General features: G+C 39.8%; 12 protein-coding genes. 3 read left to right on the top strand and 9 right to left on the bottom strand.

The features are described from left to right. Positions 1–4: 4 nt before the first annotated feature. Positions 5–424 carry a hypothetical protein gene (locus tag M3225_RS09880; protein WP_251393004.1) on the bottom strand — a complete coding sequence of 140 codons (420 nt, stop codon included), beginning with the start codon at positions 422–424 and terminating at the stop codon, positions 5–7. Positions 425–832: 408 nt separating this feature from the next. On the opposite strand from M3225_RS09880, the gene M3225_RS09875 reads away from it, so the two are divergent. Together M3225_RS09875 and M3225_RS29515 are read left to right on the top strand one after the other, a co-directional pair. Next, the gene (locus M3225_RS09875) at positions 833–1,324 is read left to right on the top strand and encodes a hypothetical protein (RefSeq protein ID WP_251393003.1); all 492 of its coding nucleotides are present in this window, start codon (positions 833–835) and stop codon (positions 1,322–1,324) included. Positions 1,325–1,404: 80 nt separating this feature from the next. Next, on the top strand, positions 1,405–1,539 hold the full coding sequence (locus M3225_RS29515; protein ID WP_285885408.1) for a hypothetical protein: 135 nt from the start codon (positions 1,405–1,407) through the stop codon (positions 1,537–1,539). Between the two features lie 57 nt (positions 1,540–1,596). On the opposite strand, the gene M3225_RS09870 is transcribed toward M3225_RS29515, so the two are convergent. After that, positions 1,597–1,755, bottom strand: coding sequence for a DUF4183 domain-containing protein (locus M3225_RS09870; protein WP_251393002.1), 159 nt, complete (start codon positions 1,753–1,755; stop codon positions 1,597–1,599). Between the two features lie 320 nt (positions 1,756–2,075). Here M3225_RS09870 and M3225_RS09865 point away from each other — a divergent pair, with 320 nt between their 5' ends. After that, complete coding sequence (locus M3225_RS09865) at positions 2,076–2,480, top strand: DUF4183 domain-containing protein (protein WP_251393000.1); 405 nt, start codon at positions 2,076–2,078, stop codon at positions 2,478–2,480. Positions 2,481–2,598: 118 nt separating this feature from the next. On the opposite strand, the gene M3225_RS09860 is transcribed toward M3225_RS09865, so the two are convergent. The 7 genes from M3225_RS09860 to M3225_RS09830 all read right to left on the bottom strand — a co-directional run bounded on the left by M3225_RS09860 (position 2,599) and on the right by M3225_RS09830 (position 12,179). Beyond that, positions 2,599–3,831: an aminopeptidase gene (locus M3225_RS09860; protein WP_251392998.1), complete on the bottom strand. Its 1,233-nt coding sequence runs from the start codon at positions 3,829–3,831 to the stop codon at positions 2,599–2,601. A gap of 143 nt (positions 3,832–3,974) precedes the next feature. Next, the gene (locus M3225_RS09855) at positions 3,975–4,769 is read right to left on the bottom strand and encodes an IclR family transcriptional regulator (RefSeq protein WP_251392996.1); all 795 of its coding nucleotides are present in this window, start codon (positions 4,767–4,769) and stop codon (positions 3,975–3,977) included. Positions 4,770–4,822: 53 nt separating this feature from the next. Further along, positions 4,823–5,599 carry a fumarylacetoacetate hydrolase family protein gene (locus M3225_RS09850; protein ID WP_251392994.1) on the bottom strand — a complete coding sequence of 259 codons (777 nt, stop codon included), beginning with the start codon at positions 5,597–5,599 and terminating at the stop codon, positions 4,823–4,825. A 108-nt stretch (positions 5,600–5,707) separates the two neighbouring features. Beyond that, positions 5,708–7,885, bottom strand: a complete 2,178-nt coding sequence (locus M3225_RS09845) for a malate synthase G (protein WP_251392992.1) — start codon at positions 7,883–7,885, stop codon at positions 5,708–5,710. 171 nt (positions 7,886–8,056) lie between these two features. Then, positions 8,057–9,508, bottom strand: coding sequence for an FAD-linked oxidase C-terminal domain-containing protein (locus M3225_RS09840; RefSeq protein ID WP_251392990.1), 1,452 nt, complete (start codon positions 9,506–9,508; stop codon positions 8,057–8,059). Next, a complete protein-coding gene (locus M3225_RS09835) occupies positions 9,492–10,853 on the bottom strand; it encodes a (Fe-S)-binding protein (protein ID WP_251392986.1) in 1,362 nt (453 codons plus the stop codon). Before M3225_RS09835 ends, M3225_RS09840 begins: the two co-directional genes overlap by 17 nt. Then, positions 10,854–12,179, bottom strand: a complete 1,326-nt coding sequence (locus tag M3225_RS09830) for an FAD-binding oxidoreductase (RefSeq protein WP_251392984.1) — start codon at positions 12,177–12,179, stop codon at positions 10,854–10,856. Between the last annotated feature and the right edge of the window lie 230 nt (positions 12,180–12,409).

The raw sequence follows: 12,409 nt of genomic DNA, 5'->3' as shown, positions 1-12,409 counted from the left end.
TCAATTAACTTGAGCTCTCGTCATCATCGGGTATCTCGTCTACTTTCTCCACTTTGACTAGACCTTTGGTGCTATATTCAAGATCAAAGTATGCTTTGACGATATCCCCTTTTTTCAAATTGCTTGGAATCGGTTCATTTAAATTTTTATCGGAAAATTTAATGCCCGTTCCTTCCTTTGTTGTTCCGCTGTATGTACCGTTTTCGATTTTTTCAATGGTAATATAATACACTCGATATTTATGCGCTTCCTCGTCGCCTTTCGTTTTCTCTTTAACGGTTTCTTGTTCAGGAAGCTTACTCAGTGTTTCTTGGGCCTGTTCAGAAGTCGGCTCTGCTGATCGATTTATGAATTGCATCACAACTAACACTAAACATATAACTACTAAAATTAATAATAATATCTTTTTTGCTGATAAAGACAATGAACTGTGCCTCCTTACACCTTTATGTATATCATGCTGCACACAAGAGATTATACACGATAAAGGATTAGAAATTGGAATAAATTCTATAAAAATAGTAAAAATATGAGAAAGTACCTAGAATTTTTTACACTTTCCTGCGCTTTTTTTAAGATCAAAAAGAAATTTGGTACCTTATTCTTAAATTGTAACTGATTAACTTCATTTTCGAAAAGAGTTTTGCCCATTTTGTCGTAAAAAAGTCATAATAAGAAGGAATATCACACCATATTGTCGAACGTATGTATATACTTGGAACGAACTGCCGAACTGCTTTTCTCTACCCTCATTGTTGAGGTAATATGGCAACTGATACAGCTTGCTGTTAAATTCAGATTACACATCTATACTCAGGAGGTGGAATGCAAAATGATATTTGCACTTATTGTTGTGGTTGGTATCGTAGCACTTGGCGTAGCTAGCTTCTACGTCATTAAGCGACCTCAAGGCGCTGTGGATCCTGAGGATCGCAAACCGCTTGTTTCTGTAAACGGACATGTTAAATTCGCAGAAGGAATTAATCAAATTTCCATATCTAAAATTGACATGTACGATCAGCGTCTTGTTATCAATCAAGTAGCTATTATTCCATTTAACCGTATTCAACGAGCAGAATTTTCAAAGGTTGTCAAAAATGAAAAAGGTCTTCACGGAGCTCCTGTTCAACGCTATTTCGGTGAATTAACCATTCATTTCACAGACAAGAATGGGCAAGAAACATACATTCGCTGTGAAACACCGAAAAAAAATCAATTTCACCTCATCTACCAGTACGATTTAATGAAAAGACAATTAAATAAGCGTCTTGGTCTTGAAGATCAGCAGCCTTACCTTACTCTTCAAGAACCATACGAACTATAAGAGAAAACCTCCCTTTTTCACATATTATTTCACTTCCCTGTACATACTAGAAGCGAAACTGAAAATGGGAGGTCATTCCAATGGATTTCGTCCGTTGTTTGCAATATTTTTGTTCAATCGCCGGTGCTCTATGTTTAGGGTTTACCTACTATCATATGTTCAAGCGTGAAGCCCCGGTTAAAAAAGAAGAATCACAGCAAGGTGGAACTGACTGAAGTTCACCTTGTTTTTTTATGTGCAGGCATGTGCACATAGCATTTGGCAATTGAAAGTTAGATCACTTTAATCATTTGTAAAATCACGGGTGATTTTTCTAAAGGAATATCTTCTGTGTTAGTGATAAGAATTCCTTTTTTGACGCTGTAATTTGAGGAAGGCTGTAACACACCGTTTATAAATAGATTACTGTATAAGTAGTTCTCAGGATCCAATATATGCTGAGTGCCGTATTCTTTTAACGCGTCTTGATCTGTAAAGATGCGCTTGTTGCCTCTGGCTACTGTATAGTATTCAAAGATGCGAACTTTTTCAGAAATACATATCTAAATTCTTTCGTTGGCAACGCGGGAAGCTTAATAAAAGGTATTGAACAAGAAGTTGCATGTTGATCGCAGCCGTAAGATTTTTTCTTCAAGGAAGATTCTCCTTCATTGATGTACTTAGTTTAGTTATAGTCTTTAAGAATTAAATTTATGCCATTAAACCTATTCCATATATTGAAGGATAGAATATGAAAGGAGGTAACACATTTATGCCTCTTCAAATTATGAAACTCGCTATAGCGGCTACTACTACCGTGACAACAACTCCAACCGTATCCCGTTTCTTTTATACAGCAACTGCTACAACTACGGGTGTAACCACTTTAACAATAGATACGGCTGACTTTTTTGGTGATACAGGTGCTCCGGCTACTGAACTCCCTGATTTAATTACGGATAACAGCTATTACAATGTGTATATCAACGGCGTTTTACAAATGGCTGGCGTTTCAGCTTATACAGCGGGAGCTACAGGTGTTGGTTCTTTAGCCATTACTGTTCCTGCTGGATCTACCATTTTGGTGGGTTCTCCTATAGTATTAGAAGTTACTAACTTTGCGCCTGATTCTGATACAGATGTACAAACTAAAAAAATGACTATGCTCACGTTTTGATTTAAAGCGTAATTGCGTGTAAGATATATAAATCTCAGTTTTACAGAAATTTAGTGGACTATATGATAAAAGCTTCTGCGGATGTACCGCAGAAGCTTTACCTTTGTATTTATTTAATTCAAAACGCCCAGTTCCCTTTTCTAAACACAGGCTCGCTTGTACCATCAGCTTTGATGCCGTCGATGTCCATTTCAGCTGAGCCAATCATGAAGTCAACGTGGGTGATACTGTCGTTTGCTCCGTTTTGTGCTAGCTCTTCTTTAGACATCGTTTTTCCGCCTTCTAAACAGAAAGAATACGAGCTGCCAATCGCTAAGTGGTTCGATGCATTTTCGTCAAACAGCGTGTTGTAGAAAATGATGTTTGACTGAGAAATTGGCGATTGATGCGGTACTAAAGCCACTTCTCCTAAGTATTTGGCACCTTCATCTGTTTCAATTAGGTGCTTTAATGTTTCTTCGCCTTCTTCTGCTTTTATATCGACAATTTTTCCATTTTCAAATGTTAGCGTGAAGTCTTCAATTAAGTTCCCTGCGTAGCTAAGTGGTTTTGTGCTCGTTACTTGACCGTTTACGCCGTCTTTTTTTGGAAGTGTGAATACTTCTTCTGTTGGCATATTGGCCATAAACGAGTTGCCGTCTTCATTAATACTACCTGCGCCAACCCAAATATGTTTGTCAGGAAGCTCAATTGTTAAATCTGTTCCTGGCGCTTTATAGTGAAGCTTAGCAAATTTCTTTTCATTTAAAATGTCTACTTTTTTATGTAATGAAGCGTTATGCTCTTCCCATGCAGCCACTGGATCTTCTTGGTCTACGCGCACGGATTTGAAAATAGCTTCCCATAGTTTTTCTTGCTGCTGTTCTTCTGGAACGTCAGGAAATACTTTAGCTGCCCAGTCTTTTGAAGGAACAGCTACGATGGACCAGCTGATTTTATCAGATTGGATAGCTTCACGGAATTTTTTCATTGCTTTCCCACTTACTTTTTGGAACGCAGCAATACGTTTGCCGTCCACTCCTTTTAATAAGTCAGGGCCGCTTGAAATCACAGATAAAACAGCGCCTCCGTTTTTAACAAGTTCTTCTCTTGCTTGAGCTTTCCAAGCTGGAAATTCATTAAATGCAGATTCATCCGCTTTTTCATATTTCAAACGCACTAAATGATCGTCATGCCAGTCTACATCAACAGACTTTGCTCCGGCTTCGTACGCTTTTTTCGCAATTTCACGTACAAAGTCAGCGGAAGAAATATCGGCATTAATGTTTAAAATTTGCCCTTTTTGAATGTTTACACCGACTTTTACAGCTAGCTCGGCGTACTTTTCAATATTGCGCTCAAACTGTTCCATAATTTATCTCCTTTACGTATATATTCTAACAACTTCATTGTATCATGAATAAAACACCAATTAAAAATTCCAGCTTATAGTTTACATAATATAATTACGTTATTTTACAGATTATTATATAGCAAAAGTTTGTTCTATAAGAATCAGAACAAACTTTTGTCTTTCACAGATTCAGTTTTGTAGCCGAGCCGTTCCGAAATGTTCTTCCCTATATCAACCATGCGTTCTTGAAGATAAGTTAATCGCTCGTTTGTCATACGCATGGTAGCACCAGAAATGCTGACTGCGGCAACGACTTGACCAAGGTGATCAAAAATAGGCGCTGCAATGCAAGTAATTCCATATTCATTTTCTTCTAAATCCAGCGCATATCCATTTTGTTTCACTTCTGAAAGTTCTCGAAGAAAGCTTTCTTCATCCGTAATGGTTTTATCGGTATGAGCAGGTAAGCCTTTTCTCTCAAGAATGCTTGTTACCGTGTTAAGCGGTAAAAAAGCTAGAATAGCTTTACCTACGGACGTACAGTGCATAGGCGCTCTTTTCCCCACTTTTGAATGCATGCGCAGCGTCTGATTTCCTTCTAATTTTTCAATATATACCACTTCACCTTGATCATAGACAACAAGGTGAATGACTTCATTTGTTTCACTTTCAAGTTCTTGCAAAAACGGTTTTGCTTCCGTCCGTAAGTCAATAGAATCTAAAAGTTTTGAACTTACTTCTAAAAACTTATATCCAAGCTTGTACCGCCCGGTTTCTTGATCTTGTTCAATATATCCGTACTGAGCAAGAGTAGTTAGAATACGGTATACAGAGCTTTTATTGATGTCCATTTGCTTTGCAATTTCTGTGACGCCTACACCTTCTCTTTCCATGCTGACAATTGTGACAATATCTAATGCCCGGCTTACAGACTTAACCATGTTTTCTCGCTCCATTTTTCCTCTCTCCTTTATGTATCATTTTACTGCCGGGCATTTTTTTATCACTTTTATACGTTTACACGTTCTTTCTCTGCAACAAATGGATTTTGGAGGGTCCCAATTTCTCGGATAGTGCATTCAATAACATCGTTTGCGCTTACCAGTTCCGCGCCGACCGGACTTCCTGTTAAAACCACATCTCCCGGCTTAAGGGTCATAACAGTAGAGAGGTAAGCGATCATTTGCCCAACGGAAATAATCATTAAATCTGTCGAGCTGTTTTGTTTTTCAACGCCATTTAAAAACGCTTTTACATGAATGGATTTAAAATCAAGCTCCGTTTCGATTACGGGGCCAAGAGGCGTAAACGAATCAAAGGATTTTCCAATGGTCCAGTGCCCGTCTTCATGAAAATAATCCGGAGCCGTTACATCGTTTCCAATTGTATACCCAAATATATAATCCAGTACGTCTTCTTTTGCGATGTTCTTTGCTTCTTTTCCAATGACAACTGCAAGCTCGGACTCAAACTTGACGTGCTTAATGGCAGTTGGAATAACAATGTCTTCGTTTGGACCGATTACCGAAGATGTGGGCTTAAAAAAGAAGACAGGAATAGAAGGCATTTCTTTTGGAAGCTCCGACTTTGCGGCTGCATAATTTGCGCCTATTCCAATAATTTGATTCGGCTCTAAAGGAGCCAAAAGCCTTACTTCATTTACTGAAAAAGTCTGTCCTGTATAGTCCCATTTCTCAAATATATTTCCTTCAATGGCGCTGATTATATCCTCTTTTAGTACACCTGTATAACGGCTATCTTGTACAGCGAACCTTACAAATTCCATGCCATAGCTCCTTTTCCCATTTGCTTAGTTTTAATAAGGATAGTAGATAGTCAGATTCTTAAGATGTAAGTACAGCCTGCCATCCCTATGCTGACAGGCCGTTTTTTCTTACTGCTTTATAGCTGCTGTTGCTTTTGCTTCGATACGGCGGCGGTGTAAAATTGGCTCCGTATAGCCGTTTGGCTGATCATAGCCTTGAAATACTAAATCGCAGGCTGCCTGAAAGGCAATGGATGTGCTGTAGTTCGATGCCATTGGCTGATACAGGGGATCATTTTCATTTTGTTGATCCACTACTTTCGCCATCCGCTTTAGGGTTTCCGTTACTTGTTCTTTTGTACAAATTCCGTGATGAAGCCAGTTAGCTACGTGCTGACTAGAAATACGAAGCGTTGCCCGGTCTTCCATCAGCCCTACGTTATTAATATCCGGTACTTTTGAGCACCCTACTCCTTGGTCAACCCATCTTACTACATAGCCAAGTATTCCTTGAGCGTTATTGTCGAGCTCCTGCTGGATTTCATCTTTGCTCCAATTTGGTTCTTCTGCCACAGGAATTTGCAGAATGTCATCACGTAAATCGGTAGACTGAGTAAGCAATTCATTTTGAACATCCCTTACATCAATTTGATGATAGTGAAGAGCATGGAGCGTGGCTGCGGTTGGTGAAGGCACCCATGCTGTATTCGCTCCTGCTTTTAAATGCCCCACTTTTTGCTTAAGCATTTCTGCCATCATATCCGGCATTGCCCACATTCCTTTTCCGATTTGAGCACGGCCTTGGAACCCGCTTGCTAATCCTACATTTACATTGGACTGCTCGTAGCCTTGAAGCCATTTAGACGCTTTCATATCATTTTTACGAATAACAGCACCTGCTTCCATTGAGGTGTGAATTTCGTCACCTGTTCTGTCTAGAAATCCTGTATTGATAAAAGCAACTCGGTCTTTTACTTCTTTGATGCACGCTTTTAAATTAAGGGTTGTGCGGCGCTCTTCGTCCATTACGCCGATTTTAATCGTATGACGCTCAAGCCCTAGCATATCTTCAATTCGGTTAAATAACGTGTTGGCAAACGCCACTTCTTTGGAGCCGTGCATTTTCGGTTTAACGATATAAATAGAGCTCTTTTTAGAATTTTGATACGCGCCGTTTTTAAGCAAGGTGTGTTTGGCAATTAAACTAGTAATAACGCTGTCTAAAATACCTTCATAGATTTCGTTACCATCCGGATCTAAAACAGCGCTGTTTGTCATTAAATGTCCAACGTTTCGAACAAACATAAGCGAACGGCCAGACAGTGAAATCTTTTTCTTTTCCGGAGAAAAATAGGTACGGTCTGGATTTAAACGCCTTGTCATGTTTTGACTTCCTTTTTTAAAAGTCGACGTCAAATCACCTTTCATTAATCCTAGCCAGTTGCGATAAACATCTACCTTATCTTCTGCATCTACGGCCGCTACTGAATCTTCACAGTCCATGATCGTCGTAAGAGCTGCTTCCATTAAAATATCTTTTACGCCCGCATCGTCTGTTTTGCCAATTGAATCCGTACGATCAATTTGAACTTCAAAATGCAGACCGTTGTTTTTGAATAAAAGAGCATCAGGGCTTCCTTCTTCTCCCTGATACCCTACAAATTTCTCTTCTTCCTGTAATTCTGTTAAACTACCATTGTTTAATTGAGCTACAAGCTTTCCATTTTCAAGGCTGTACTGAACCACTTCCGCATGAGAAGACTGAACGAGGGGGACAACTTCATCAAGAAAATTCTTTGCAAATGCAATGACTTTTTCTCCTCGAATCGGATTATAAGAACTCGTACGCGAGGCTCCATTTTCTTCACTGATTGCATCGGTGCCGTAAAGAGCATCATAGAGACTTCCCCAACGTGCATTAGCAGCGTTGATAGCGTACCGGGCGTTATTGACTGGTACAACAAGCTGCGGTCCCGCCTGATAGGCAATTTCGCTGTCTACTCCTTCTGTACCAATGAGAAAATCCTCTGTCTTGTCTTCTAAATAGCCAATTCTCGTTAAAAATGATTTGTATTCGTTAAAGTCACCGTCAGGATTTTCTTGATGCCACGCATTAATTTGAGCTTGCAGCTGATCACGCTTTTCTAACAAACGCTTATTTACGGGTGTTAACTCGGTTACTAACGCTTCAAAATCAGACCAAAACTGTTCTGTACTTAGGCCGCTGCTCGGAAGAGCTTCCTCATTGATAAATTGATAGAGAACTGGAGCTACTTTCAGATTTCCAACTTGTTTGTAGTTTGTCACCGTCTGTTTCCTCCTCTTACTCTTTTACATTTTTAAATTTGGACACGCTTTCATTTCTTTTTGCCAAAATGGTTAAGACGAACATATGCGTTGCTGTTTCCTATTACAAAACAGCGTTTTATTTTTGTTAAAAAAATCATATCATCGAGCGGATGTATTTTCAAGAATTTTCTAAAAATATTCCGCTTTTTTCTTTTCTTTTTTGACTTCAGCACAGCGGCTCGGACTTGGAAAAAGTTTTCCTGCATTTAATAGATTTTTAGGATTAAATACTTCTCGTATATTCGTTTGTGCTTGAATTTCATCTTCATTAAAAACAAATCGCATTTCTTCTTTTTTTTCAATGCCCACGCCGTGTTCCCCGGTAATCGTTCCTCCTACTTCTGCACATACTTGCAAACATGCGCTTCCGGCCTCGAGTGCTTTTTCAGTTTCCCCTGGCTTTCTAGCATCAAATAATACAAGCGGATGCAAGTTTCCGTCTCCAGCGTGAAAGATATTGGCAATACGAAGGCCTGATTCTTCGCTAATTTTGTTAATTCGCTTCAGCACTTGAGGCAGTTTACTTCTTGGAATGACGCCGTCTTGTACGAGATAGTCAGGAGATATAGCTCCCATCGCTCCGAATCCTGTCTTACGATTTGCCCACCATCTGGCGCGCTCTTCTTCACTTTCAGCTACTTTCACTTCCCGTACATTTCGTTTTTGGCATACGTCTAAAATACGAAGGATTTGCTCTTTGATACCGGCTGAAATTCCGTCTACTTCAATTAATAAAAGAGCTTCAATATCTCTGGGATGTCCGACTGGAAACGCAGCAGCTTCCACCCCTTCAATGGCGGTTTTATCCATCATTTCAAGCGCAGCAGGCACAATGCCAGCTGATATAATGTCCGATACCGTTTGACTGCCGTCTTCTACGCGGTCGAAATAGGCAAGGACCGTTTGTTTTGCTTCCGGGTTTTTTAAAATGCGTACAGTAATTTTTGTAACGATTCCTAAGGTCCCTTCTGATCCTGTTAAAAGCCCTAATAAATCATATCCCGGTTCATCTGGAATACCTTGCTTGCCAAGTTCAATCACATCTCCATTTGGAAGCACCACCTCTAGCCCTAAAATATGGTTGGTGGTTACTCCATATTTAAGACAGTGAGCCCCTCCTGCGTTTTCCGCTACATTTCCACCAATTGTGCAGCAATATTGACTCGAAGGATCCGGTGCATAATAGTACCCTTTTTCAGAGATTGAATTGGTTAATCTAAGATTAATAAATCCCGGCTCTACGACGGCACGCCTGTTTTCATAATCGACGCTAAGCAGTCGCTTCATTTTCACTAAACTAATAACCACTTCGTTATTAAGAGGAATTGCTCCTCCGCTCAGTCCTGTCCCTGCTCCTCTTGCAAGAAAAGGCAAATCATGTTCATTGCAGTATTTAACAATGTTAGAAACTTCTTTCGTATTTTGAGGAAATACCACCGCTTTAGGCAGGTGTCTGTGAATGGTAAACCCATCGCAGTCGTATGCAAGCAAATCTTCTTTATGATACAAAATAGAATGAGCATCTACTAGTTGAGAAAGATTTTTCACGTGAAGATCTTTTATTCTATTTTTCTTCAACACGATGCGCTTCCTCCTCTTCTTTTTGATAGGCCCACTCTAAAAGCTGTACCGTGTGAACAATTTGCTGACTTCGTCCATATTTTTTCACTCCTACTGCCATCTGCAGCATACATCCTGGGTTTCCCATTGAAATCATTTCTACGTCATAGGGCACATTTTCCATTTTACTTTGAAGCACGGCTCCCGCCATGTCAGGGTTTGTTAAATTATAAATTCCTGCGCTTCCACAGCATCGGTCCGCGTTAGCCATATGAACCATTTCAACTCCCGGAATAGAGAGCAAAATATCTCTTGGTTCTTCTCTAACTCCTTGACCATGAGCTAAGTGGCAAGCGTCGTGATACGTAATGCGCGTATGCAGCTTCGCCTGTGGTGGGCGATATCCCGTATCGTGAAGGTATTTTGAAATATCCTGGACTTTTTCAGCGAAGACTTCGGCTTTTTCAAGCCACTCTTGCTCTTCTTCTCTAAATAGTTCAGGATACTCTTTTAACATGCAGCCGCATCCCGCAGCGTTTACAATAATGGTATCGGCATGTTGAAAAGCCTCTATATTTTTTTTTGCAAGCTGCCTTCCCATGTCTCGGTCTCCTGCATGAACGTGCAAAGCACCACAGCACGTCTGAGACTGAGGAATAACAACGTCGTTTCCGTTTCTTCTTAATACATTAAGAGTCGCTTCGTTAATATCACTGAACATTACGTCCATGATGCAGCCGGTTAAAAAAGCAACTTGGGCTTTTCTTTCTGCTTTTGCTTTTAGAACGCGTTCTTTTTTATATTTTTTTCGAACAGAACGGGTAATTTTAGGCATTACATGTTCCATTTCTGCTAGATGTGTTGGCATCATATTTAACATGCCTGTTGTGCGAACCATTTTTTGCATCCCGCTTTTTTGGTATAACTTTAATAAGCTTCCTGCAGCTTCCAAGCGATGGGAATGAGGAAAAAGTTCCTTAAGAAAAAATTTGCTGATCATCCCTTTCCAACCGGTCAAAGGCATCGCTTGACGAATTTGGCCACGGGCTTCTTCAATGAGTCCGCCAACGTCTACATTTGCAGGGCAAGCAGTTGTACAGGCACGACAGTCCAAACAGGCAAAAACAGGGTCTGTAAACTGTTCATTTACGTTTATTTTTCCTTCTGCTACCGATTTGATAAGGTGCACGCGTCCTCTTGGTGAATGCTGCTCTTGCCCGGTTATTTCATAAGTAGGACAAGACTCCAAGCACATTCCGCAGTGTACACAATCCGCCCATTTTTTTTCGTCTGGCGCGTCTTTCCACAAATAGTTGCTAACGCTTTGACATGGAGCATCTTTGATATCCGCTTTCGCTGAATTCACTTAGATTCCTCCTATAAATCGTTTATAGTTAAGCACATTTTTAGTGTCCACCTTTGCTTTAATTCCTGCCAATAATGGAAAATGAGAAGGTTTTTCCCCCCACACATTTACTTTTTGACGCATTATAAAAGGCAAATGTTTAACCACCACATATCCTCCGTACGTTTTAGCAGTTTCAGTAAATGAAGTGATAACGGAAAGAATGGCTTCTTCTGAGCCTTTTATGTAGACCGAGCAAAGACCGTGTCCAACTCCTCCATGTGCTTTTATCAGCATTGGACGGGAAGTTTTTAAAGCATTACTTTTGTTTATCACATCAATTACATTCATATTTGGTACGCCGACTTTTAAAGTGGCTTCTGTTTCTTCTTCTGAAGAACAACGTGCGCCATTTGGACTAATGTTACTAAAAAATCCCCAAAACACCTCGGCTTCTTTTTCCTGCAGTACTTTTAAAATCGTATCAGCAGGCTGAATACTTTTGATGTAATTCTCTTGATAATGAACGGAACTTTCTACGTCTTCAAAGCTAATCACGAGCGTAAAAAGATGCTGCCCTAATACATCTTCAGCTAGAGAGGGATTTAATAATTCCAAAGCAATGGGCTCTATCATGGAATCTAAGACCTTTCTAACAAATGCATGAATTTCTTCCATATTACCTGTTGAAAAAGAAATAAAAAGAACGCTTTGATACTTAGGCAGCGGACGCAGCTTTAACGTTATTTCTGATATAACGCCGAGCGTTCCCATTGAACCAATAAACAACTTATTCATATCATAACCAGCCACATTTTTGACGACTTTTCCGCCTGAACGAACAATGGTTCCATCTGAATATACGATCCTCATACCGATTACTGCATCCCGAGCTGATCCATAAGACAAGCGCTTTGGACCACTTTCATTCGCTGCAATAACCCCGCCGATTGTAGCGTAATCTCCTAGAGCTGGATCAAGTGAAACTTGCTGATTGTACGTTTTTAAATACGTTTGTAACTCTCCAAACGGCGTACCAGCTTTTACAGTAACCGTCATATCTCCTACTGTATGTTCAACAATTCCGCTGTATTCAGTCAGCGAAAGCAAAAGGTCGGCTGGCTCCATAAGTCCGCCAAACCCTTTTTTTGTACCGTTCCCTTCAATGACGACCTTTTTGCCGTGTTCCGTTGCATACTTTAAAACGGCTGCTATTTCTTGTTCTGAAGTTGGCTTAACATGAAGGGATCCGTTATTTCCAAGGAAGTGATCCATATGCTGTTCTTCAAGTGTGGAAGGATTAGATAAAATAGATTTTAAATGATCTAGAAGCTCTAACGTACTCAATAAATTGACTCCTCTCGTTTTGTAATAGCAAACAATGTTTCACTAATAACATAAAGAAGTGCCATATATAATTCGACTAAAAGTAGTAGATTAATAAGAAGAATAATTAGTAGAACGGGTGGAAAGATATATTTCAAGCGCTTACAATCATTAAATCACCTATTACTGGGATTTTCAACCAATATTTTCTTTATATCAACAAAAAAATGTGCGTTCTTTTGAAAAAAGTT

Source organism: Priestia aryabhattai (assembly GCF_023715685.1).
GTDB classification, from domain to species: domain Bacteria; phylum Bacillota; class Bacilli; order Bacillales; family Bacillaceae_H; genus Priestia; species Priestia aryabhattai_B.
This window is presented reverse-complemented; position numbering and strand designations above follow the sequence as displayed.